General features: G+C 35.5%; 21 protein-coding genes. All 21 read right to left on the bottom strand.

Annotated features, from left to right (window positions below):
* Positions 1–666: 666 nt before the first annotated feature.
* Positions 667–1,758 (bottom strand): non-hydrolyzing UDP-N-acetylglucosamine 2-epimerase, encoded by a 1,092-nt coding sequence (wecB, locus tag ES674_RS04560; RefSeq protein ID WP_148402791.1) that lies wholly within the window; start codon positions 1,756–1,758, stop codon positions 667–669.
* 176 nt (positions 1,759–1,934) lie between these two features.
* Complete coding sequence (gene tnpA, locus ES674_RS04555; RefSeq protein ID WP_148402790.1) at positions 1,935–2,387, bottom strand: IS200/IS605 family transposase; 453 nt, start codon at positions 2,385–2,387, stop codon at positions 1,935–1,937.
* Positions 2,388–3,142: 755 nt separating this feature from the next.
* Positions 3,143–3,814, bottom strand: a complete 672-nt coding sequence (locus ES674_RS04550; RefSeq protein WP_148402789.1) for a sugar transferase — start codon at positions 3,812–3,814, stop codon at positions 3,143–3,145.
* A 3-nt stretch (positions 3,815–3,817) separates the two neighbouring features.
* Positions 3,818–5,029 carry a polysaccharide biosynthesis protein gene (locus ES674_RS04545; protein WP_148402788.1) on the bottom strand — a complete coding sequence of 404 codons (1,212 nt, stop codon included), beginning with the start codon at positions 5,027–5,029 and terminating at the stop codon, positions 3,818–3,820.
* Between the two features lie 937 nt (positions 5,030–5,966).
* The gene (locus ES674_RS04540; protein ID WP_148402787.1) at positions 5,967–7,115 is read right to left on the bottom strand and encodes a LegC family aminotransferase; all 1,149 of its coding nucleotides are present in this window, start codon (positions 7,113–7,115) and stop codon (positions 5,967–5,969) included.
* Between the two features lie 10 nt (positions 7,116–7,125).
* The gene (locus ES674_RS04535) at positions 7,126–7,758 is read right to left on the bottom strand and encodes an acetyltransferase (RefSeq protein WP_148402786.1); all 633 of its coding nucleotides are present in this window, start codon (positions 7,756–7,758) and stop codon (positions 7,126–7,128) included.
* Between the two features lie 21 nt (positions 7,759–7,779).
* The gene (locus tag ES674_RS04530) at positions 7,780–9,021 is read right to left on the bottom strand and encodes a glycosyltransferase family 4 protein (protein WP_148402785.1); all 1,242 of its coding nucleotides are present in this window, start codon (positions 9,019–9,021) and stop codon (positions 7,780–7,782) included.
* A gap of 34 nt (positions 9,022–9,055) precedes the next feature.
* Positions 9,056–10,144: a non-hydrolyzing UDP-N-acetylglucosamine 2-epimerase gene (gene wecB, locus ES674_RS04525; RefSeq protein WP_148402784.1), complete on the bottom strand. Its 1,089-nt coding sequence runs from the start codon at positions 10,142–10,144 to the stop codon at positions 9,056–9,058.
* 187 nt (positions 10,145–10,331) lie between these two features.
* Positions 10,332–11,687 (bottom strand): acyl-CoA synthetase family protein, encoded by a 1,356-nt coding sequence (locus ES674_RS04520; protein WP_148402783.1) that lies wholly within the window; start codon positions 11,685–11,687, stop codon positions 10,332–10,334.
* Positions 11,687–12,754, bottom strand: a complete 1,068-nt coding sequence (locus tag ES674_RS04515; protein WP_148402782.1) for a CapA family protein — start codon at positions 12,752–12,754, stop codon at positions 11,687–11,689. The genes ES674_RS04520 and ES674_RS04515 overlap by 1 nt, the downstream gene beginning before the upstream one ends.
* Positions 12,747–13,928: a glycosyltransferase gene (locus tag ES674_RS04510; protein ID WP_148402781.1), complete on the bottom strand. Its 1,182-nt coding sequence runs from the start codon at positions 13,926–13,928 to the stop codon at positions 12,747–12,749. The genes ES674_RS04515 and ES674_RS04510 overlap by 8 nt, the downstream gene beginning before the upstream one ends.
* Positions 13,929–14,792 (bottom strand): carbohydrate deacetylase, encoded by an 864-nt coding sequence (locus ES674_RS04505; RefSeq protein ID WP_148402780.1) that lies wholly within the window; start codon positions 14,790–14,792, stop codon positions 13,929–13,931.
* Between the two features lie 155 nt (positions 14,793–14,947).
* Complete coding sequence (locus ES674_RS04500; protein WP_170233961.1) at positions 14,948–16,078, bottom strand: glycosyltransferase family 4 protein; 1,131 nt, start codon at positions 16,076–16,078, stop codon at positions 14,948–14,950.
* 8 nt (positions 16,079–16,086) lie between these two features.
* A complete protein-coding gene (locus ES674_RS04495; protein WP_148402778.1) occupies positions 16,087–17,214 on the bottom strand; it encodes an O-antigen ligase family protein in 1,128 nt (375 codons plus the stop codon).
* 133 nt (positions 17,215–17,347) lie between these two features.
* The gene (locus tag ES674_RS04490) at positions 17,348–18,403 is read right to left on the bottom strand and encodes a polysaccharide pyruvyl transferase family protein (protein ID WP_148402777.1); all 1,056 of its coding nucleotides are present in this window, start codon (positions 18,401–18,403) and stop codon (positions 17,348–17,350) included.
* Positions 18,404–18,428: 25 nt separating this feature from the next.
* The gene (locus tag ES674_RS04485) at positions 18,429–19,904 is read right to left on the bottom strand and encodes a lipopolysaccharide biosynthesis protein (RefSeq protein ID WP_148402776.1); all 1,476 of its coding nucleotides are present in this window, start codon (positions 19,902–19,904) and stop codon (positions 18,429–18,431) included.
* An 11-nt stretch (positions 19,905–19,915) separates the two neighbouring features.
* Positions 19,916–20,929 carry an NAD-dependent epimerase gene (locus tag ES674_RS04480; protein ID WP_148402775.1) on the bottom strand — a complete coding sequence of 338 codons (1,014 nt, stop codon included), beginning with the start codon at positions 20,927–20,929 and terminating at the stop codon, positions 19,916–19,918.
* Positions 20,926–22,338, bottom strand: coding sequence for a nucleotide sugar dehydrogenase (locus ES674_RS04475; RefSeq protein WP_148402774.1), 1,413 nt, complete (start codon positions 22,336–22,338; stop codon positions 20,926–20,928). Before ES674_RS04475 ends, ES674_RS04480 begins: the two co-directional genes overlap by 4 nt.
* A 27-nt stretch (positions 22,339–22,365) precedes the next feature.
* Entirely contained in the window at positions 22,366–23,364 is a 999-nt protein-coding gene (locus tag ES674_RS04470; protein WP_148402773.1) for an SDR family oxidoreductase, read from the bottom strand.
* A 424-nt stretch (positions 23,365–23,788) separates the two neighbouring features.
* A complete protein-coding gene (locus ES674_RS04465) occupies positions 23,789–24,190 on the bottom strand; it encodes an endonuclease domain-containing protein (protein ID WP_246125972.1) in 402 nt (133 codons plus the stop codon).
* Positions 24,191–24,988: 798 nt separating this feature from the next.
* The gene (locus ES674_RS04460) at positions 24,989–26,266 is read right to left on the bottom strand and encodes a nucleotide sugar dehydrogenase (RefSeq protein WP_148402772.1); all 1,278 of its coding nucleotides are present in this window, start codon (positions 26,264–26,266) and stop codon (positions 24,989–24,991) included.
* Between the last annotated feature and the right edge of the window lie 87 nt (positions 26,267–26,353).

Raw genomic sequence — 26,353 nt, 5'->3', positions numbered from 1 at the left:
ATAAAGACGACCCTTTTTTTGTTTGGGATATATTCGTGTTTTATGTGGTAACTAGTCGCAGTTTTCAGTCGCAGACAGAGTCGCAGTCGCAGTTTTCAGTCGCAGTAGCAGACTAATTAACGATTGGGTAATTGATGATTAATGATTGGAGATTAACGCTTGCTGATTTTTGATAAACGATTGGAGATTAACGCTTGCTGATTTTTGATTCATAATTTAAAGTTCGATTTCCATATGCTTTGAGTTTAATTAAAGCTTAAAAACAGGACAGCAATCAAAAGTTACTTTATAAATCGTTATGATTTTCCTTAAGTTCCCATTTCTGGATGAATCTTCCACTTACTTCCCCTATGTTCCCTTTTTGTCCACTTTAGGATAAAAACTTCCACTTTTTTCCTGTTTAAGGCTAAAAGTTCCTGTTTGTTACTCTTTTTTCACCTTTCTGTTTTTCATAGGTCTACCATAGGGTATCCATAGGGTATCCATAGGATTACTATAGAGTAAGGATTTGTGATTAGGCCTATTTAGTGAAAAGTGAGTAACGGAAAATGATTAATGATTGGGGATTAAAGATTAACGATTGGAGATTTTTGATTAACGATTTTTGAACACTGAATTTTGAATATGGAATATGGAATATGGAATATAAAATACCAAACCTCAACTCTAAACCTCACTTGTTAACACGGCAACAATGCGCTGTGCCGTTTTCCCATCCCACATAGGAATAGAACTTCCCGTCTTCCAGTCGCCAGCAAATAGGCGTTGTAAATACGGTTTGATATTTTCGGGATTGGTGCCTACTAATTCGTTTGTCCCCAAAGAAATGGTTTCTGGTCGTTCGGTATTATCACGTAGTGTTAAACACGGTACGTTCATTATCGACGCTTCTTCAGTTATGCCTCCGGAATCGGTTATGACAGCTTTGGCATTTTCTACTAAATAATTAAATTCTAAATAACTTAAAGGTTCAATCATATGTAAGCGTTCGTCACGCACTTGTAAACCTTCCAATATTTTCGCAGTTCGTGGATGCACCGGGAAAACTAAAGGTAAATTTTCCGTATTAGTTATAATTTCATCTAACATGGCTTTTAGCTGCGACGCTTCATCCACATTGGCTGGGCGATGTAAGGTTAAAACGATGTAGTTTTGTTTGGATAAATTTAAATCGGTCCAAATTGGTGGTGCTTTAAAATTAGGACGCTGTTTTAATAAGGTATCAATCATGGTATTTCCTACGAAGTGAATGCGTGCGTTAGGAATACCCACTTGACGTAAATTTTCGTTCGCCAATTCAGACGTTGTAAAAAACAAATCCGTAATCGCATCGGTTACCATGCGGTTAATTTCTTCAGGCATGGATAGATCGCCAGAGCGAATTCCCGCTTCCACATGAGCCACCGTAATATTCATTTTCTTGGCTGTTATACTGCAGGCCATTGTCGAGTTCACATCGCCCACTACCAGAACTAAATCTGCAGGATTAACTATTAACTCTTGCTCAAAGCGCACCATAATATTCCCCGTTTGCTCGGCTTGCGTGCCACCGCCCGCTTCTAAATTCACATGAGGCTCGGGAATTTCTAATTGCTCGAAAAAGCTTCCCGACATTTTCTTGTCGTAATGCTGTCCCGTGTGGACTAATCGGTATGAGATATCAGCGCCTTGATTTTGAGCTTCGTGAATAGCGTGGATAATGGGTGCTATTTTCATGAAGTTTGGTCTGGCGCCTGCTATTAGGGTTATTTTTTTCATGTTTTGTAGTGATTTAGGTAGTATTTACGTCCTAGATGTTAATTATAGACTTACGTCCTCGTTATGTTAATCCAGGACTTACGTCCTAGATTATTATGTCTCGTCCTTTCAGGACTTGATTAGATAATCGTGAAAATAATATATATTCCTGCTAAGTCCCGAAAGGACGACACCTATTAATCCCATATATACCGCTCGTCATAATCCATATTATAGGTCTTTAGAAATGTCAAATATTCCTCTTTAAAAGTTTTTTGTGCATGGTGTTCGTGTTGGTTTTTGATGTAATTAAACACGACATCTGTTTCACTAGGCTTTACCGAAAAGGCACCATAACCATTCTGCCAACAGAAATCGCCTAAACTTGTATCCTGATCTTTCATCCATCGTGATGCATTTGCTTTCACTTTTTGAACTAATGTCATTAATGCTATCTTTTTAGAGAGCATGCATAAAATATGAATATGATCGGTATAACCACCTACTATTAACACATGGCATTCCAGGTTATTACATACTCCTGCTATATAGGCATGAAGTTTTTCCTCATGCGGTGGGTGAATCCATTTACTTCTATACTTCGTACTGAATATGATATGTACATAGTTTTTAACTAGTGACTGGCTCATGTTTATGTTTTATAAACATGAAGTTACATATAAAACACGACATGCACATATATGTATCGTCCTTTCAGGACTCGGTTACGTACGTGTACTATTAGTTTAGGACTCACGTCCTCATCAATGTTTATTAGCGTCCTTTCAGGACTTGATTAGCTCGTCGTGAAAATAATAGATATTCCTATTAAGTCCCAACGGGACGGAACATATAAGAACCGAAGGCGATAGCCTTTGGTTAAAACACGTCTTACATATAAAAGTCCCAACGGGACGGAACATCTCCTAGCTAAAAACGTAAGTTTTTAGCGAAACGCGTCCTACATATAAGAGTCCTGAAGGGACGGCATAATACTCCATAATTCATGTGTTTATGTATCATCCTTTCAGGATTCGATTAGATAGTTTTAATAATTATAGATATTCCCATTAAGTCCCATTGGGACTTAACATATAAGAACCGAAGGCGTTAGCCTTTGGTTAAAAGCACGTCTTAAATATAAAAGTCCCGAAGGGACGGAACATCTACTAGCTAAAAACGTAAGTTTTTAGCGAAACACGTCATATAGATAAGAGTCCTGAAGGGACGGTATAACTTCATAACATATATGTATCGTCCTTTCAGGACTCGGTTTCATATGCTTTAACTATTAGTTAAGGACTCACGCACTTGCCTATGTAATCTAGGACTTACGTCCTAAATTATTATGTATCGTCCTTTCAGGACTTGTTTAGATTGTTCTGTAAGGCCGGCATCGGAGGTTCTAAAAAGGGCGTTTGGGTAAATCTCTAAACCAACTGTAAACGATTTCGCTGGTAGGGTTTAGGATAACCCATGCCGTGATGATGATTATTTTAATATCTACTAAAAATGATTCATGGGCTTGATACCATTTTTCCACTTCCCCTTTAAAGGGATAAATTTTATTGGCGTAAAATTCCCAAGGGTCTTGACCGCTATTTTTTACTTGTGTTATAAGCTCTTCTTCATCTCTAAAAATAATAGAACCAATTCCCGTAAGTCCAGGTTTGACATTATAAATTACGGCTTGAACATCTTGTGGATAGGCTTCAAAACTCTTCTGCATCACCGGTCGAGGTCCCACCACACTCATATCGCCCTTAAAAATATTAATTAACTGCGGTAATTCGTTGATCTTGCTCTTTCGTAAAAAACCACCCATAGGTGTAATTCGCGGATCTTTTTTGGTGGTCATAATACCGCCTTTCATATTGGGACTGTTAAGAAGCATAGTAGCAAATTTCCATATTAAAAAGGGCTGATTCTTATAGCCCACACGTTCTTGCTTATACCAGATATAACCTTCGCCTGTCAGTTTTAAGCCAATCATGATCGGAATTAATAAGGGCGCTAAAATCAATAAGGCCATACCAGACACCATAATATCGGCCAGTCTTTTAAATACTAAATACATAGGTTACATTTTTTGGTCTAAACTTTTTCCGGTTTCAATATGTTCGAAATCGGGAAGATGTTTTTTTAATAAATTAACGATGGCTGTTTTATCATAATCGCCTGAATCCATTAAGGCTTTTAATTCTAAAATAGTTTTATTAATGGCTTCTTGCGATAGTTTTCTAGCATTTTTAATAACCCCCAAGCTTGAATAGGTTTCTTGATCTACCACATCGGTAGCGGTGAAAAACTCTTCATACAATTTTTCACCCGAGGTATCGGTATCAAAAAAATACACCGGATATGGATCGCCTTCTTTGGTGGTTAATGCTTTTTGCTTGGCCTCCTCTTCTGACGCACATTCGAAAATTGGTCGGTTGGATGCTTTAAAGAAATCGATGGTAATAGCTTTAAAATAGGCCATTTGTTCCGCTGCTAGTTTCGGAAAGAAAATTTCTCCTGAATTTCCTAGCATACATGCCAACATACAAATCTGACCACTTTCTTCGGGCGATACAAAAAAGCGTTGCACATCAGACGGACATGAAATCGGCTGATTTTGAAACAAGCGCTCAATATAGCCCGCCAATAGCGAACCGTTTGAAAAAGCCACATTGGCAAAACGTGCCGTGGTAATTTGCAAATCGCTGCTATACGCCATAATCACTTCTTCCATCAGTTTCTTACTGGCGCCCATAACATTCACCGGATTCGCTGCTTTATCGGTAGACACACAAAAGAAATGTTCTGGCTTTTTGGTGACTAATAAATCTAAAAACGCTTGGGCTTTAAACACGTTATTATCAATCATGGCTTCGATGGAATACTTATCCTTTTCACTACGCACATGTTTATGCGCGGCAAAATTCGCTACAATATGAAAGGTGTCTTCTGCCAAAAACATTTTCTTAAATACTGGATCGCCAAAATTCATGGGATAGGTTTTAAAATCGTCCGGCACATACATATTCGCATCCGATCGCAATTGACGTGTTAACTCCGTTAATCCGTTTTCATTGGTATCGACCACATATAATTTTCTAGGCTTAAATTTCAAAATGGCTTTGATATAGGACGAACCAATGGTTCCAGCACCCCCAATAACCAAAACCGATTTGCCTGCAATTTTTTGAGATAGGGTTTCTTTATGGGCTTCAATATCGTTTTCAAAGAGACTCGTTTCTCGTTTGGTTATGTAGTTGTTAATGAAATTTGGTATGTCTATTAGGTTCATAGTATTAGTTGTATCGTCCTTTCAGGACTAGATTGTTTTTACGTTTAACGTTTAGGACTCACGTCTTAATTTATAATAATTTTAGAACTCACGTTCTATACTTTGGTTATACGTTCCTTTCAGGATTCGAATTTCAGGATTCACGTCCTAAATTATAATAATGGCTTCCTTTCAGGACTAGATTACGTCGGTTTTAGTTTTAATAATTATAGATATTATCTTTAAGCACTCGCCATATCTAAAAGCGTAAGCCTTTGGTAAAAGTCATAAAGGGACGGCACACATTAGCATGGAGCGTTAGTTCCATTCTAATATTGTATTATGTTATCCTAGTCCTGAAGGGACGACACCTATTAACTATGGTGTGATTTTTATTAATAATGTACCGTCCTTTCAGGACTTGATTTTATATAATTACACGTTTATCGTTAAGACTCACGTCCTTTCCTATTCTTGGTGTCGTCCTTTCAGGACTCGTTACGTGTGATTACGCATTCATGGATCAAGGACTACATCCTTGATTAATATATACCGTGCTTTCTGTCTAGCACTCACGTCCTAAACGATGGTAATACCGTCCTATCAGGATTCGAATTTCAGGACTCACGTCCTAAATTATAATAATGGCGTCCTTTCAGGACTAAGTTACGTCGGTTTTAGTTTTAATAATTTTAGATATTCTCCGCACACGCCATATCTAAAAGCGCAAGCCTTTGATAAAAGTCCCAACGGGACTAAACATACGAGAACCGAAGACGTAAGTCTTTAGGTTAAAACACGTCACACCTATAATAGTCCCAACGGGACGAAACATATAAGAACCGAAAACGTAAGTTTTAGGTTAAAATACATCCCTTATATAAGAGTCCTTAAAGGACGACACATTTAGTCCTTTCTATCCTCTATCCTATATTTTCAAAAACGCCCCTCTCAACTCTCACTCCTCATAAAACGCCTTAATCGTCCGCACCACCGTCTCCAACTGCTCCTGCGTTATCCCCGCTGAACTCGGAATACTAATACTCGTTTCGTAAACTGAAGCAGATACATCATTTTTTGTGATATAGATATCGTGTTTGAACATCTCCAACTGATTCATGGGCATCCAAAAAGGACGCGACTGTACGCCGTTTTCATTGAGGTAGGCTAATAATTCACGCATACGCGACGTACTAAAGGTAAACAACCAGCCGTTGGGTTGGGCGCCTTCTGGAATGGCTTGAAACGCAATATCGCCTACACCCTGTAAATGCTCACGGTAATAGACGTCCATAGCGCGTTTATCTTTTAAAATGCCAGGGAACTGCTCCATTTGTGCCACGCCAATCGCGGCCAATACATTTACGAGGCGGTAATTAAAACCGATTTCGTCATGAATGTAATCCATCGCGCTGACTTTGGCTTGCGTGGTTAAGTGTCGTGCTTTATTGGCGAGTGCTTCATCATCGGTCACGATAACACCTCCACCACCGGTAGAAATAATTTTATTTCCATTAAAACTAAAAACACCTATACTACCAAAAGTTCCCGCATGTTTGTTTTTAAAGGTACTGCCAAGCGCTTCGGTGCTATCTTCAATAATATCTAAATGATAGGTTTTGGCTAGTTGAACCATACGTTCCATATCGCCAATATTCCCTAATACATGCACGGGCATAATGGCACGCACACGTTTGTTGGTGGATTTATCCACCCGACATGTTTCAGTATCTCGAGTTTGGGTTTCGGTTTGCGTTTCTAAATACTGCTCTAGCAAATCTAAATCCATTTGCCAATTATTGGCATCCACATCTATTAAAATGGGTTGTGCTCCCGTATATTTTATGGCATTTAAGGTAGCAATAAAGGTAATATTAGGCGCAATAACATGATCGTTCTCTGTTACGCCCAATAAAATTTGGGCTATATGCAATCCTGCCGTACCATTCATACATGCCACGCCATATTTAGCTCCCGCATATTTGGCAACCATGTCTTCAAATTGGTTGACATAACTTCCGGCCGAAGAAATCCAACCTGTGTTTAAACAGTCTTGGACATATTTCCACTCGTTACCGTTTAGTTTTGGAATTGATAAAGGAATCATAAATTTTGTTTTATTTTTTAAGGGGTTTTGCTGGAATACCAATATAAACACCTGGTTCGGTGATATCTCTTGTTACAATGGCGCCCATTCCAATGGTAACATTTTCTATTATGGAAACGCCTTGTTTAATACTAGACGCTGTTCCAAAATAAACATGATTACCAAACGTACAATTCCCACTAATATTAACATTTGGCGCTGTCGTGAAAAAGTCTCCTATTACACAATCATGACCAATGGTTGTATTCAGATTTAATTGAACGTGTTTACCTATCTTAATATCACAAGTAATAATAGTCCCGGCACATACAACTGAACCTTCTCCTAGTGTTACCCATTCAGAAACTACGGCAGTAGGGTGAATTAACGTAATGAACTCGACACCTTTTGGAAGTTGCGTAATGGCTCGTTCTCTAATAATCGAGTCGCCAATAGCTATGGAAACCAGATGTTTTTCAGGATCTACTTGCGAATACGGCAAAATAGGTTTTCCCATAATTTGATCTGGTAAATCCCCTTTTTCAATTATAAAGTCTGGTTCTATAAAACCAAGAACATCATCATACCTACCTAAATCTGTAATTAAGCATAATACTTCTTTTGAAAAGCCTCCTGTACCAGCGATAAGAATTTGTTTTTTCATTTTGATTGTTTTATTGCTAAATTATTTTTTTCCAACTTCTAACAAATAACCTAAATAGGTTTTAGCTAACGTTTCTCTATCAAAATGTTGCTTCGCATAGTGGTAACCACTTTCTCCCATTTCAATAAGCTTTTCAGGTTGATTATAAATCGCTTTAAGTTTTTCTGCTATATCTTTTGCGTTTTCAGGCTCTACATAAACCCCACATTGTGCCTCTTCAACTAAATCTCGTGAAACACCATCAATTGCCAATAGAATTGGTATTCTACATGACATATAGTCGAATGTTTTATTACTATATATGGTTTTAAAAGTATCTACGCGTTTCAAAACAGACGCGCCCATATCTGAAGCCATAATATATTTAAACACTTCTTCTTTAGCCACAGGATCTCTAAATATAATATGCTGTTCTAATCCGCGCTTTTTAGTTTCCTCTTGAAGCATTTGTTTTTGCATACCACTTCCAATTAACTGGAAAACGATATTCGTATCTTTAAGATATTCCGAAGCATCCAGCAATTGAATTAAATGATTGGCAACGCCATGTGCACCCACATAAGTAATTACAAATTTATGCTCTAGTCCCAGTTCTTTTTTAAATGCTTCGCCATCAAAATCAGTAAGCTTTTCCGAAAGTGTGAAGTCTGCTGCATTTGGAATAAATCGAATTTTTTCTGCAGGAATTCCTTTTTCAATCAGTTTATCGCGAAAAGCTGGTGTCAACACATTGATAAATTGGGCGCGTTTATACAAGAATTTCTCAAACCAATATGCTAATTTTATTATGGTCTTATTTTTTAATACACCTGTATCAATTGCTGATTCCGGCCATAGATCTCGTACTTCAAACACAAAAGGTATGCCTTTAAGTTTAGATAACACATACGCTGTCATTCCAACAAATAACGGTGGAGAGGTTACCAAAATAACATCATATTCCCCTTTCGTTTTTCTTAAGCCACCCCAAATAGCCGAAAACATAAATGAGAAATAACCCCATAAACGTCCTAGAAAATTTACGTTATAACTTTCGGAGACATGACAACGTAATACATCTACATTCGGATAGAAGTCATGGTCTTTATAGTAATGTTTACCTTTATAACGCTCTGGTTTTTTACCTGATGTATAATTCACCATTCCTGCCAATACCGTTACAGAGTGACCTAATTTACTCCATACTTGCGTCATTTCATTAAAACGGGAACCGCCACCTTCGCCCTTTTCTAAAAAATATTGGTGTATTAATAATATTCTCACTTGTCGTCTTTTATCTTTATTGTAAGTTCAAGTTCTATTTTAGATTTAAAAGAATTTCTATTATTCTTTCAGCACAATGTCCATCCCACATGGGGATTTCTTGGTTTTGCTTCCAATTACCTTCAAATAATTTTTTCATGGCAGGTTGGATTGCTTTTGGATCGGTTCCTAATAATTCATTGGTTCCTAAACTCATAGTTTCAGGACGCTCTGTATTATCTCTTAAAGTCATGCAAGGCACATTCATAATCGAAGCTTCTTCGGTAATGCCACCAGAATCTGTAACAACAGCTTTTGCTCTTTCCACCAAATAGTTAAACTCTAAATAACTCAATGGTTCAACCATATGTAATCTTGGATGAGAGACGCCCAAGCCTTCTAATATTTTTGCGGTACGGGGATGTACCGGGAATATTAAGGGTAAGTTTTGAGAATTATTTATTATCTCATCCATAAGTTCTTTTAGTTTAGACTCTTCATCCACATTGGCTGGACGGTGAAGCGTCATCACGATGTATTCTTTTTCTTTAAGCCTTAACGCATCCCAAACTTCTGGTTTTTTAAAATTAGGGCGTTGTTTTAATAAGGTATCAATCATGGTGTTACCCACAAAGAAAATTTGGTTCTCTTCCACACCAGTTTTTCTTAAGTTTTCATTAGCCAATTCGGACGTAGTAAAAAAGTAATTGGTAATAGCATCTGTTATCAAGCGATTAATCTCTTCAGGCATGGTCCAATCTCCTGAACGAATTCCCGCTTCCACGTGCGCCACTTTAATTTGCATTTTTTGCGCTGTTATAGCACAAGCCATGGTTGATGTGACATCTCCAACTACTAGTACTAAATTTGTAGGATTATCCATAAGCTCCTTTTCAAACCGCATCATGATGGCTGCTGTTTGTTCTGCTTGCGTACCACCACCTGCTTCTAAATTAGCATGCGGTTCTGGAATTTCTAATTGTTCAAAGAAATTACCAGACATTTTTTCATCATAATGTTGTCCAGTATGAATTAGCCTAAAATCTATATCCTTTCCTTTACTTTTTGCGTTTTGTATGGCATGAACGATAGGGGCTATCTTCATAAAATTCGGCCGAGCACCTGCGACTAACGTAATTTTCATAATGTATATTTTTTTAATTTCTTACAAATTGTTGTTAATTCGTTAAATTGAATGACCCAATTTAGATTTATTTTAATATTAGGGTTTTGTCGATTATCTCTTATTTTCACTATTTGAGAACTTTTTTCTATAGTATTGATTGCTGAACTTAATATTTCTAACAAAATAACTATATAAGACAAATCCTTTAGCTAAATTGATTAATTACATTTCGAATTTTCCCGCCTAATGTGGTCAGGTTTTCAACATAAGTAATCGTAAGAGTCATACCTTTTCCTAATACATCTTGAAGCATTTTAATAACTTCTTCTGTTTTAATCTTTTTATTTAAATCTATCAGATTAAGATTAAAGGCGTTGTGGCCAGTTTGAATTAGTTGATAATTAGTATTATCGACAAGAAAAGGTTTCATACTCATTCTTATCGTTACCGGTAGAATTTTATTGCCCTTACCATCCATTAAAACATCATCAATTCTACCAATTACTTCTTTAAAAATTATAGGTAAACCGAATTCTTTTGAATGTGTCTTTTCTATGGGTAGTACAAAGTCTCCAATTTTATATCTAACAAAGGGCATCACATCATTTAAGAGTGAGGTTACATATACTTCTTTATATTGCTCATTACCTATCATTTCAACATAACCATGTTCATAATTTAAAAGATAACCAATTTCGTCTGGAGCTTCTTGAGCTGAAAAAGAATTTTCACCTGATCCATATTGTTGATAAACATGGGTTATAAATGCTTTTTCTATGATATGTTTATCATCGGCGATTAAGGTTTCTCCTGTCGTGAAAATGGCCTTTAAAGAAACTTCAAGTTGGATGTTATTAGTTTGAATATATTTTGCCATAACCAGAATTGCGCTTGGATGGCCTTGAATAAAAACTGGTTTATATGAATTTATTTTTTTTATATATTCTGAAATATTCTTGTCAGAAAGATGATGTGCAGAAAGTAATAATTGGTTTTCAAAATAGTTAATGGCATAAAATGGCTTTCTATTTGTAAATCTACGACCGCCAATAGTCACGCGTTTATCTTTTGGTTTTATGCCTGCCATGGCGTAGAACCGATACATCAATGCCGTATTCTTTTTATTTATTAACTCCTTTGGCAGCAAAAAACGCAGTTTTTCACCCGTAGATCCACTTGTAAAATGTTCTTTATAATTAGCTTTAGGGATTTCCTTATTATACAGATTTTCAAACTCTTTTTTTATAATATCTTTCGTTAAATACGGTATTTTTTTCAGCTCTTCCGCAGAAACCATTTTATAGGGGTCAAAGTTGTTTTCTTTAAAAACCCGCTTGTAATAGGCAATGTTTTCAAAACAATAAATAAGGTTTTTCTTTAATAAGTCGAACTGTTCCTTTTCTATTTGTTTCGGTGGTTTAGATAAGTTATTTTGAAACTCTTTAAAATAAAACTTAAAACTTCCTGAAAAGCGTTTTCTTGAAAGCATAAAGCCATAAGTATTTATAGCAATCTGTCGAATCCAATAAGGACTATTACATATTAATGTTTGGATACTCATTATTTTACTTTTCCTTTTATAATGCGAACGGCATAAAACCCTACTAAATTTATTTTTTTAAACATAAACTTAAGAGTAGATCCTAATCCTTCATTTTTTAGAAGATATTGTATTCTGTCTGTTTGATAACTTAACATTTCATACAAATAAAGCTTCTTATACGTTTTATTATAGTTTTTTGACATTAATTTATCCGACACAGAATTCCATCTTTCAAGAATAGATTCAGAAGTGGTTTGATTTGCAAAATCCACTTGTAACGAATTACTAATTTGCGTTGGAAGTAGTTTAAAATCTATTTTGTTATTTATAATAGACATATCTAAAATTGCCCCTCGTCTCCTTTTGTTGCTTTGACCATCAAAAATAAAATCGCCCAAGCTATAAATTACAGGTTTGTTGTTATAAACTTCGTGACCACCTAAAACATGAGGATGATGCGTAATTACAGATGAAGCACCAGCATCAATAAAACTGTGGCACAAATTTCTAAAGCTCGGTTCTGGATATGAAATCATTTCATTCCCGCCATGTATTAAAAGAAATAGAAAATCGACTTCTTTACTAAAATTAGTTACTTCTTTTAAAAAATCGACGTCTTCCGCTTGTGTAATATGCGGTAATAAATGGTTTTCATTTTTTATACAAGCATTCACTGCTGCTGAAATGAAACCAAAAGATTTCCCTTTAATATTAGTAGTAAACTTCGAGATGTCATCTTTCTTGTTAGTTAAACCACAAGTTTCATAACCTTTTGCTTTCAAATATTTTAAAGTTTCGGCTGCACCTAATTTTCCACAATCAAAAATATGATTGTTAGCTAAAGTTAATAAGTCGAAATCTGATACAACCTTTAAATTTGAGTGATTAGCTTTAAAAGAATGATCGTTAGTTTTTAATGCATTAACGGCAACAGGACATTCTAAATTACCTACAACAAAATCAAAAGTCTGTAGCTTATCTTTTATTGCTTCAGAAAGTACACTCCAATCTTCAGGCTTTTGTTTCAACGCTTCCCCTATGCCTCGAGAAAGCATGATATCTCCAGTAAAAGCAAGTTTAATCATTAAAAAAAGGTGGTATCTCTTGTTCTTGATATGGTTTATTTTCCATTCTTAATTTATAGAATTCTAGAAACTTAATTTGTTGCGCTTCAGAGTTCCATTCTTCTTCGGTTTTCATTTTGGCATTAGCGCCTAGTACTTTAATGTTTTCAGGCTGTTCTAAAAAATAGCTCATCTGTTTCATCAAACCTTTAACATCACCTGGCCTATAATGAAGGCCATTAAAATAGTCTTGAATAAATATATTTTGAGGCGGTAAATTAGTAGCAATCACAGGCATTTCAGAAGCCATATATTCAAATTGTTTCGTAGCAATATTGTTTTGAAATTTCGGCAAATCTAGAAGCGGAATGATCCCTACTTTACAATCAGCAAGTGCATGCGGTATTTCAAAATACGGAATGCGCCCCGTTACCAAAATTTGATCTTTGGTATTGTAGGTTTCCATACTTTCTTGAATTTGTTTGAAAAGAGTTTGATCGATTTCGATACTGCCTATAAGTTTTAAAGAAACAATAATACCTTTCTTTTTAAATTCGCCAATGGCATTAACAACATCCAAAACTCCGGTTCTAACACTCATAGATCCCAAAACGGTAAAATCGTATTTTTTATCAAGCGTTCTATGCACTTCGTTGAACTGACTTTTTAAAGCCATGTTATAAAAAATCATTTTCTTCTTGGCTGGCATAGCTGTATGAAACTTATAAATAGCAGGGTCGGAATCAATAAAGCCGGTAAACGTTTTTGATGCAAAAAACTCTAAAGTCTTCACTCCAAACCCGAGACAGTAACGTATCCATTTTGGAAACCAAACTTTACTATGCAACATCGCATGATAATGGTCTTCACGACAATCATAAAAAATTTTCTTTTTAGAAAACAGTCCTAGAAGTACACCAACAGGTAGTAATTCAATATTACAAAGCTGTATGGCGTCCTGTTTTGAATTAAATAACGTAAAAAACAAATTAAGGCCGCCCGTCATGCGCGTCCATTTTGCTTTTTTAGGACTAATGGTAATCAGCTTAAACGGCACATCTTTAATAGTTGGATCTTCAGGTATTAAATACGTGATGTCTGCATAATCTTCTTGAAGCGCAGGCATTTGCTTAAAATAATAGCGATGATCCCACCATGAACCTGTGGTATGAACAAACATGATTCGTTTTCTCATTTAAATATTCTTGAAATTTATTAATTGAATGTTATTGTCTATTGTATACTGACGTACTTCTACCGAATTAGCAATTTTTAAATCGCGCATTCGGAGCTCCGCGGTTTTTTTTGAGTCATTAGGGTCTGCGTTTAAATACCCAGGATGAAAGCTAATTTCAGTTACTCCTGCTTTGAGCATACTTAAAGTTCTAATAAATTGTTCTATTGGATCGTTCAATACAGGTAACACTCTATTGGGTAATGTTTTTGTATCGGGCGTATGGAATCCTTGTTTCCGTAACTGTGTTTTATTTCTTTTATGTATAAATGCTTTGGGAGCATTTTTAAAAATGTGTTTTACTTTAGATAAAGAAGACCCCTGATAAAATGATGAATATAAAAAATCAATATTTGTAACGCGTGCTTTATTAATTTGGTATTGTTTAGCAATATTGGCAGATGCTTTAAAAGCTAAAGGCACACCTGTAATATGGTGATGACTATCAAAATGTGTTGGAATAATCTGGTTATCCAATAAATTTTCCAATTGGTTTTGCAACTCCAGTTCTATTTGAGTCAATTTATGTTTTCCAAATAAAAAGTTTTTTCGCTGAACAGCATTGGATCTAAAATTACCCTGTGCATCAATTAAATCCGGGATTTTAGAAACTTCAGTTATGGGTTTTCCTTCGGTTAAATTAAAATGAATGCCGACACCTAAATTCGGGTTTTCTTTGGCCATTTTAGCTGCGTATTCAAATCCTGCCATGTTAGACATCATAGTTGTACTTGTCATGATTCCGTTAAGATGGGTATCGATGATAGCATTGGTAATTGAATCTGTTAAACCGAAATCGTCGGAGTTTGTGATTAGTTTTATCATATATTTTTTTTAACAAATTCAGAAGATTTTCTCAATATATTCCATTCTAAATTTTAATAGCTAAAGGTGAGAAATTTCTACTTTGAAATCCAAATAAATCCTCTTTAGATACAGCAGTTGGAGTGAAAACGAAATAAGTAAAGAAATAATAGCTTTTATTTTTTATATTCTTCTATTATTTCATTTATGGAAGCTGCTCGTGCATTTAAAGAGTATCCGCCTCGATCCAATCGCAAGTTGTTAGACATTTTTTTTCTCAATTCAGGATTTTTAAACAATATTAGAATATGCTCTTTTATTTCGTTAATATCTAGTGGGTTAATCAAAAATCCATTATAACCGTTTTCTATTTGTGTTTCAACCGTTGTTCCTTTTGAACTAATAATAGGCACACAACAAGCTTTTGCCTCTTCAATCACATTACAATGTCCTTCACTTAAGGTAGGTAATACAAAAACATCAAAAGCATTAATAATATCAGGAAGCTTTTGATTAGGAACTGGAGGAATTATCTGTGTGAAATTATTTTCTATTAAAGCGCCACCATTTCCAACACATACCAAAGTTATCTTATCGTCATTTAAAAGTGAAATAGCCTTGATAATTCTATTTGGTCCTTTACGTTCAATAAAATGACCAATAAAGCCTACAACAAATTTATCTGTATCAATTCCTAAAGCTTTTTTTGCATTATCTTTAGCTTTAGGTTGAAACATTGTAAAATCCACAGTATTTGGAAGTACTTTCATTTTTCTTGGATCATAACCCAATTTCTCCAACTGTTTTTGATTAGAAGCTGACACACATATAATAAAATCAGTTACATCAAAAAAATCAACAATTTCTTGTTTAGAATAGTAACTATGAATATGAGAATAAGACGATTCACCAGAAGCGATAATCATCGGAATTTTATTTTTTTTAACGTATGGTGTCACACTTATTCCTGTAGACAAAAAATGACAATATATTAAACTAGGCTTATTCACTATAGAATTCAAAGCTCTATTCCTAGCCCAATTATGAGACCAAGTAGTTAATTTATGTAAATTTAAACCCAGAAATCTCCGATTACCCAACGACAAATATAGCGGACGGATAACTTTACAAGATTCAGGACCGTAATCCTTACCTTTTCTTTTAAAAACATCTGTTATCTTAAAAGGTGCAATCACGACAATGTTTTGGATTTTGCCTAATTCCTGAACCAGATTATAAACAAATGCACCATTCTGTGGCATTGATCTTGAAGGATAATTATGAGAAATTACTGCTATACTTTTCATGAAGTAGATTAATTTTTGTTTTTTGTGGCGAGCAAATAAGGTAATAATAACATTTGAGAATAGCCAAATGAAGATCCATACCATCTGGAAGTTAGAGAAGTGACTAATCCTATGCCCATCAAACACATAAACGCAACCTTTTTATTAAGTATCCAATTTCCTGAAATAATTTCTTTTAAACTACTATAGAAAAGGGTTGCATATAGACCAAAGCCTAATAGTCCAAAACTAGCTAATAAATCTAACCAATCATTATGTGAAACGTTAATAGTTACATCACCCGAGGTTGCAAAACCGTTTCCAAATAACAATGTTATATAATTATTACTTTCATACCATGCCGCAAAAACTATTTCATTCAATCTATCTCTTCCAGAAGAGCTACCTTCATACATATACTCTAGGCGAAGTAATATATAGTCATTAGTCATTAAGTAATTATAGCCTAAATAGCTTAATCCAAAAATCACGGAAATTGTAAAAATATAATTGAGTAATTGGTGTTTTTTATTTACAGTTTTTAACTGGTAGTAATAAAAGAGTAAAACTCCATAAGCACCACATATAATTGCAGCACGTTTAGAACTTTGAACTATAATAATCCAAAGAACTAGAAGAGTTATTAAAGAAAATAATTTTCGTTTAAAAAGAAAAGCAAAAGGTATCAATCCTAAAAACATATAAATCGTATTATCTACAACATCTTCTCGGTTTTTAAGTGCCTGCAGTTCAATATTACTTTGAATAAATTTATATATAAAGATCGGAAGTAAAAGAACTAGAAGTGTAATTAGATTGTTTTTAGTTAAAACATCTTTTCTCGAAAAATAATGAAAGGTATAAAAAGGTAACATATTGAGAAGAATACTTTGAAGAGCTCCAAAACTTTCAAATTTTCCCTTTAAAAAAAAACCAATTACATTTAATAATAATAATGCAGTCCAGGCTTTAACAAAAAGACTAATCTTTAGTTTCTCCAAAAAGAGTTCTTTAATAAAGTACACTATACTAGCTAACATTAATATTAAAAGACTAGCTTGAGATAATACACTACCCATAGGATATACTATACCTTGTCCATAATATAATAACACTAATATTAGTAAAAAGTTACAGATGTATTTATCTTTTAGCATAATTGTATTTAATAGATAATTTTCTCAATTACAATTCCTCCTTTTCAAATATCAAACAAGTAAAATACAAACTTATCATGTCAATCGTATTATATAAAATCACTTTAGAGGGTTATCCGTATATGAAATAATTTTAATTAATCTGAAAAGTATCTAAAAACTTATAAACTATATTCTTATTATTCATAGCCTCTTCATGTAAAACGTTATCAGTTTCATCTAATTCATCAAATTTATCACACAATAACTTGGTGTTTATTTCACTTAATGGAATACAAAATTCCTCTCGTTTAATTTGTTCATAAAAACGAATGGTTTTAGTATGAAGAGGAATAGAAAGTGTTGGTTTTCCTAGCGCATATCCTACAATACCTACATGTAATTTTGAAGTTATTATTTTATCCATTCCTTGAAGTTCTGTAATTAATTTGGAAGGATTCTTATATCGAATAATAGGCAATTCAATGCCGTGTTTACTTAATATGTTTTTCAAATTATCTTCTCTATCATTAGAAAATTGTCCTTCTGCATCTTCTAATAAATAAACGTCATACTTAACAGTTATTTTTTCAATAAATTGAATAAATTCATTAAATTTCCCTGACTTTATTAATTTATTATTTGGATAATGAAGTGCTACTTTTGGTGTTTTATTTTCACTTTTGATATTTGCTTTACTTAATGTCAAGGCAACATCCGGAGCAATCGAAATTTTTTGTGCACTGACTCCCCAATCAACTAAATATTGTTTTGAATATTTATCTCTAACTGATATAAATTCCGCTTTTTCAAAAAGTTTAATGATTTTTCTTTTTAAAAAGTTAAAAGAAATTGGTCCGACGCCAACTCCGACAATCATGTACGGAACTTTGTACTTAAAAAGTTCTTTATTCCATGAAATATGTCGTCTATAATTTCGTATTGACCATAACAATCTTCTAACAAAACTCCCTGGTTGTTCACCAAAATATCCGCCTGGACCAAAAATCAACCCGTCTAATTCCCGAATTTCTTTAATCTTATTTTCACAATTAAGAATCTCAAAGGCCTCTTTTTCCGATGTGACAAATGGAAGGCTTATGTCTATATCTTGGGAGTACTCTTTAACCCAATTTTTAATAATATAAAGTATAAGTGTATCTCCAAAATTACGGACATAATATGAACCATGTATTCCTATTTTTTTCATTATATTAAAATTTAAATTATTACAATTATTTATAATTTCTTAACATTTTTTTAAAAACCCCTTTAATTGGCAATAATTTTATAAAGCTCAATTTCTCCCAAAAGAAATAAAGTAAAATCAAACAAATAACTCCATAAACTCCGTAAGCCGCTAATAGTATCAAAATATCAGATGTTATTATTAAACGTGCAAGAAAGATAATCGCGATAAAAATTACTGCTAATAAAAGCGTTATAGGAAGTTCTATAAAAGTTCTTTTTAAAAAGTAAAGCCAGTTTATTTTTAGAATAGAAAGACTTAAATGAATCATTAAAATATAATTTACCATAATTGCCAATAACGTTCCCAGAGAAACACCTAGAATACCCCAATGAGTACCAATATAACAACCGATTAACACACAAATTGCATAGAATACATTTCGTTTTGCTCTACTATAAACATTTCCTGTCGCTTTACTTAAGATATCTCCCATTTTATAGCCCATTCTAAAAATCAGACCTGCTGTTAATATTTGGAGAGGCACTATTGCTTCAACCCACTCTTCTCCTAATAACACATGAATTATCTCGTTTGAACTAAAAATTATAACAAAAGTTATTGGTATACATAAAAAAGCAATCAATTTAGAACCATTTATAAAAGCCTCAATTAACTTATCAGGTTGATTTTGTCGAGAAGCCATAGCTGGAAACAAAACTTTATCTAATGCTGTTCCTATTAAACTAACAGGCTTAACCATTATAGTATATGCCCTACTATATATACCCAGTGCATCAGCTCCCAAATATCTCCCAGCAATAATGTTATCTCCTTGATTTGCCAAATAATTAAAGAAACGAGCAATTGTAAATCCGCCACCAAAATAGAGTAATTCTTTAATTTCTCTTTGGCCAAAGAAAGGTATTAAAGAATGTGGTTTCATAATAAGTACCACAATATTTTTGACAACTGCTTGTGCAATAACTCCCCAGATTAAAGCCCAAACTCCATATCCATAAAGCCCTAATACAATAGCAACAAGTCCATATCCTACAGAATAGGAAATTAAATCCGCTATTACTAACGCTTTTAATTTCATCTCCCTTTGCAACAAAGATTGAGAGATAATTGTTATACTTTCCAGTACGAATATGACGGAAACCAATTGAAGAACTGGAAAAAGATTTGGCATCTTAAAAAACAAAGAAATAAGTGATGCACCAAAATATACAGCTAAACCAAGGGTAATTCCCAAAATCAAAGATAAAGTTGATCCTGCTCGTATATGATTTTCCGTCAATTCACTTCTTTGAACAATAGCAGGACCAACTCCCATTTGACTTAAAAGGTTAGCAAAACCTACAACTATTAGAGCAGACTGTGCCACACCAAATTCATCGGGAGCTATCAGTCTAGCTAATAAAACTAACACCCCTATTTGAATAACGGATTGAAATCCACTACCTATAGCTTGCCAAAAGAAACCGCGATAAGCTTGTTTAGTTAATCCCTCTTTCATCTTAAATTTTATTAAGACACATAATAAATTCGGTACCACTTAACAAACGCATCCACTCCCTTTTTTATGGCCGTATGAGGCCGATACTTAAAATCTACTTGCAACGATTTAGTATCTGCCCAAGTCCTTTCCACATCTCCAGGCTGCATAGCACACATTTGTTTTACAGCTGTTTTACCAGTTGCTTTTTCTATGGCTTCAATAAAATCCATAAGTTTAACGGGTTTGCTATTTCCTATATTATAAAGTGAGTAGTTTTTCTTTTCTTTTCGTTCAGCAAGAAGTGTTGCAACCACACCATCCACAATATCATCTATATAGGTAAAGTCTCTGGATAAGTTTCCTTCATTAAAAACTTTAATCGGTTTGTCATTTAAAATAGCATCTGTAAATAAAAACATTGCCATATCCGGTCTGCCCCATGGGCCATACACCGTAAAAAACCGTAAGCCAATGGTTTCAATATTAAATAAGTGGCTATAGGTATGCGCCATGAGTTCATTGCTTTTTTTAGTAGCGGCATACATGCTGATGGGATAATCTACATTATCATCCGTGGAAAATGGAATCTTTTCATTCATTCCGTAAACGCTGGAACTACTTGCGTAAACCAGTTTAGCTACTTTAGCATGTCGGGTACATTCTAGTAAATTAACGAAGCCCACTATATTGCTTTCCACATATTTCATAGGTTTTTCAATACTGTAGCGAACGCCTGCTTGAGCAGCAAGATTGCAGACTATATCAAAACCATTTTCATTAAAAAGTAGCGGTAGATTTTCTTGATCTTCTAAATTCATTTTTATGAATTTGAGTTGCTCTCCATGTAAATCACTTTTAACAAGTTTATTATATTGGATGTCATTTCCTGAAACACCTAATTGCTTAAGACGCGCCAACTTTAAATTAACATCGTAATAATCATTAAGGTTATCAAGGCCAATAATATCATGCCCTAATTTTACTAGTCTCTCACATAAGTGATAGCCTATAAATCCAGCGGCGCCTGTAACTAATATCTTCATTTATTACTTTGTGTTTTCGAAACCCCAATAGAGGTATAATCAAAGCCAATGGTCTCCATCATTTCAGCATCCAATATCTTCCGTCCATCAAATACAAAAGCAGGTTTTATTACGGCTTCATATATTTTTCCCCAATCGTAGGTTATAAATTCATCCCATTCTGTTAATATAGCAATGGCATGTGCATCTTTGCAAGCTTGATACGGATCATTGACCACTTTTAATAAACGTCTATTTTCTTCAGGACTTCGGGTGCCTAAATAGTCTAAATCTTCATAAATGCGACTTTCACTTACTTTGGGGTCGTAAACCGTTATTTCGGCTTGTTCATTTAATAAAGCATCGGCCACGTAAATAGCGGCAGATTCTCTGGTATCGTTGGTATCTTTCTTAAACGCCCAGCCTAAAAAGGTGATTTTCTTTCCAGAAACCGTATTGTAAAGGGTACTGACAATCTTATCTGCAAAACGCCTTTTTTGATAATCATTCATAATAATCACCTGCTCCCAATAGTCGGCAACTTCATTTAACCCATAAGATTTGGCAATATACACGAGGTTTAAGATATCCTTTTGAAAACAAGATCCTCCAAAACCTACAGAAGCTTTTAGAAATTTAGGACCTATTCTGCTATCCATACCAATGGCTCGACTTACTTCGCCCACATTAGCGCCTGTAACTTCACATAATTCTGAAATGGCATTAATAGACGACACCCGTTGGGCTAAAAAAGCATTGGCAACGAGTTTAGACAATTCTGAAGACCACACATTGGTAGTCAATATTCTTTCTCTTGGAATCCAGGATTCATATATAGCCACTAAAGCTTCCATGGCTTCTTTTCCTTCTTCACTTTCTTCGCCACCAATTAAAACACGGTCTGGATTCAATAAATCTTGAACGGCCGTACCTTCAGCTAAAAACTCGGGGTTTGATAAAATTTGAAAGGTTACACCATTTCCTGTATAGTCTAATATATCTTTTATGGCTTGCGCGGTACGCACTGGAAGCGTGGATTTTTCGACTACTATTTTATCAGATTTCGCTACTTTGGCTATTTGTCGGGCGCAAAGTTCGATATATTTTAAATCGGCTGCCATGCCTTTTCCTTTTCCATAGGTTTTGGTAGGCGTGTTTACGGATATAAAAATCATTTCTGCTTCGTCAATGGCTTTTTTTACTTCTGTACTAAAGAATAAATTACGCCCTCTGGCTTCTTGCACCACTTCTTTGAGTCCTGGTTCATAAATGGGCAGATTGCTTAAATCGGTATCATTCCATGCGGCAATACGCTCTTGATTAATATCAACAACGGTTACTTTTATATGTGGATTCTTTTGTGCAAGGACAGACATGGTGGGTCCGCCAACGTATCCGGCGCCAATGCAACAAATATTTTTAATGATCATGTATTTAATTTTCTCTTGTAATATAATTTATTTCAAATTCCCCCAATACCATTCCACAGCCTCTTGAATCCCAGTATCAATAGTATGGCTCGGCTGATAATCCAATAAACGTTTGGCCTTCTCTACAGATGCCAAGGAATGTGGAATATCGCCTTGGCGGTTTGGGCCGTGTACGATATTGACATCCGCTATTTTAGAGTCGTGTTTGGATAGGTGTTTTTTTAGTAAGTCGGTTAATTGTACCAAATTGGTACGGTCGCCCACCGCGGTATTGTACACTTGGTTAAGGGCGGCTTTATTTTCGGTGGTAATGGCGCGTAAATTCATTTGCACCACGTTATCGATATAGGTGAAATCTCTGGAATAGGTTCCATCCCCATTAATGATTGGGTTTTCATGTTTCATAAATTGTTTTACGAATAAGGGAATCACCGCTGCATAAGCACCATTTGGATCTTGGCGTCTGCCAAACACATTAAAATACCGCAGTCCGATGGTGTTTAGTCCGTAAGTCGTGAAAAAGTTTTCGGCATATAACTCGTTAACATATTTGGTAATGGCATATGGTGATAACGGTTTGCCTATAGTGTCTTCTACTTTTGGCAAGGCTTCAGAATCGCCGTAGGTTGATGAACTGGCTGCGTAAATGAATCGCTGTACGTTGTTATCACGTGCTGCAACGAGCATATTTAAAAAACCGCCTACATTAACGTCATTTGTGGTAATAGGATCGGCAATAGAACGTGGTACGGAACCTAATGCGGCTTGGTGTAATACGAAATCTTGGTTTGCACAGGCGTTATTGCAGGTTTCTAGGTTGCGGATATCGCCTTCGATAAGTGTGAAGTTTTTGTTTTCTAGAAATGGGGTGATGTTGTGGTGGTGACCTGTAGCGAAGTTATCGAGACAGGTTACATTTGCGCCTATTTGAAGTAATGCTTCGCATAGGTTGGAGCCTATGAAGCCTGCGCCGCCTGTTACGAGTACTTTCTTGTTTTTTAATGTTTTGAATGGGTCTAAATTCATTTGTTGTGTTTTAATAGTATTCTATTTAACCCCTAAATCCCCTAAAGGGGACTTTAAATTCGGCTTGATATTAATTTATTTCATGCTCCCTTTAGGGCCGGGGTAACTCCCAAGTTCATGCTCCCTTTAGGGCCGGGATAACTCCCAAGTTCATGCTCCCTTTAGGGCCGGGGTAACTCCCAAGTTCATGCTCCCTTTAGGGCCGGGGGAACTCCCAAGTTCATACTCCCTTTAGGGTTGGGGTAACTCCCAAGTTCATGCGCCCTTTAGGGCCGGGGGAACTCCCAAGTTCATGCGCCCTTTAGGGTTGGGGTAACTCCCAAGTTCATGCGCCCTTTAGGGCCGGGGTAACTCCCAAGTTCATGCGCCCTTTAGGGTTGGGGTAACTCAATCTCCATGCTCCCTTTATGGCTGGGATAAAAAATTATAATTGAAGTAATGCATCAACCTTAACTTCAATGGATTCTATTACTTTATTTAAATTATCATAAACTTCGTTATTCGTAAATCGGATAACGTGAATATCCTGAAAATTTAATAGTTCCGTTCTTTCTTTATCAAGTGCTTTCTGTTCTTCACTGTTATGATATTCACCATCTATTTCAATGACCAAAGCTATTTTATGACAATAAAAATCAACTATAAAGAGATGTAAAGGATGTTGTCTTCTAAATTTTAAACCTGTACAGCCATTATTTTTTAGGCGTGACCATAACATTACTTCTGCCTTCGTCATATTCGACCTTAACTGCTTCGCTTTTCCAAAACTACTCGAAGGTGCCCCTTTATGCATACCCTCATTATGATGTGGTTTTTCTTTAGACATTTATATAGCTTGTTTCACTATAACTCTTACCCCTAAATCTCCTAAAGGGGACTTTACATTCGGCTTGATATAAACTTATTCCTTGCTCCCTTTAGGGTCGGGGTAACGCTCTAACTCTTTAACCCCTAAATCCCCTAAAGGGGCCTTTACATTCGGCTTGATATAAACTTATTCCTTGCTCCCTTTAGGGTCAGGGAAAATCCTATACTCGCTTGCTTTCCCAAGCCCCGTGCTCCCTTTAGGGTCAGGGAAAATCCTATACTCGCTTGCTTTCCCAAGCCCCGTGCTCTCTTTAGGGCTGGGGAAAATCCTATACTCGCTTGCTTTCCCAAGCCCCGTGCTCCCTTTAGGGCTGGGGAAAATCCTATACTCGCTTGCTTTCCCCTAACCCCGTGCTCCCTTTAGGGTCGGGGTAACGCTCTAACTCTTTAACCCCTAAATCTCCTAAAGGGGACTTTACATTCGGCTTGATATAAACTTCTTGCCTATTTAACACTGTGACTGCGACTAAACATTACGACGCCACAACAAACAACTTTACATCTCCTCACTAAAAAATAGGACTTCTACTAAAAATATAATTCATAATTATAGATACTGCATAGATGGTGTATGGATGGTGTATGGATGGTGTATGGATAGTGTATGGTTAATGTATGAAAAAGCAATAATGAATTTTACTGTGACTAAAAACTGCGACTGTGACTGAAAACTAACTTTCCCTTTCTGGAACAGATTGCCGCGATCGTACCTCTTGTCTATTCCAACGGTTTCGACTGCGCTCAACCTGACAGATTGCTACAGCGTGCCGCAGGCATTTGGCAAAATACCTTTTACGTCGTAAACGATGGCCTTTTCTGATTTTAAAGCATCAAAATCTAAATTTAAAAACTGGTCGTGCGCTACTGTTAATACAATAGCATCAAAAGTGCCTGATGGTAATTCTTGGGCCGTTTTCAAATTATATTCGTGAGCCACTTGAGCCGGATTAGCCAATGGGTCATAAATACAAATATCAGCGCCATATTGTTTGAGTTCGCGCACCACATCTACGACCTTGGTATTACGAACATCGGGGCAGTTTTCTTTAAAAGTAATTCCTAAAATTAAAATCTTGGAACCTTTCACTTTTAAATCGCTTTGCAACATGAGTTTCACCACTTCCGAAGCGACATAAGCACCCATGGAATCATTCATACGACGACCCGCTAGTATAATTTCCGGGTGGTAACCTAATTCTTGTGCTTTTTGCGCTAAATAGTATGGGTCCACACCAATACAATGTCCACCAACTAGTCCCGGTTTAAAGGGTAGAAAGTTCCACTTGGTTCCCGCCGCTTCTAAAACAGCTTTGGTATCAATATCCATACGGTTAAAAATCTTGGCCAATTCATTAACAAAAGCAATATTAATATCACGTTGAGAATTTTCAATAACTTTTGCCGCCTCTGCCACCTTAATGCTTGGTGCTAAATGGGTACCAGCCGTAATAACACTTTTATATAGATCATCTACTTTTTTACCAGCTTCTGGCGTAGAGCCTGAAGTTACTTTTAAAATTTTCTCTACCGTATGTTCTTTATCACCCGGATTAATACGTTCTGGAGAATAGCCTACGAAGAAATCGACATTAAATTTCAAGCCGCTGTGTTTTTCTAAAACAGGTACACATTCATCTTCCGTAACACCTGGATAAACAGTAGATTCGTAAATTACGGTATCACCTGCTTTTAAAACTTTAGCAACCGTTTCGCTACTTTTATATAAGGGCGTTAAATCGGGGCGATTATTTTTATCTACCGGCGTGGGTACCGTTACCACATAATAGTTGCAATCCGCAATCGCTTCCAATTCATTAGTACAAAATAGACCATTGCTAGTATTGGTTTCGTTGGCACTTTTTAATAGAACACGTTTAAGCACAGCGTCAGTCACCTCTAAAGTGCTATCGTGTCCACTCTGCAATTCTGCAATACGCTGTTGGTTAATATCAAATCCTACAACAGGGTATTTGGTTGCAAATAATCGTGCTAAAGGTAATCCTACGTATCCTAATCCGATGACCGCTATTTTCATATGCTATTTCTAATTTAAATTGGTGTTTTATAATTTTTTTCGAAACCTTAATTCTTCAACTAAACAGTTTCTATTTATATGTGTCGA

Origin of the sequence: Bizionia myxarmorum (assembly GCF_008086205.1) — a bacterium.
GTDB lineage: Bacteria > Bacteroidota > Bacteroidia > Flavobacteriales > Flavobacteriaceae > Algorimicrobium > Algorimicrobium myxarmorum.
Note: the sequence above shows the minus strand (reverse complement) of the source record. Positions and strands in the feature narration are given on the sequence as shown.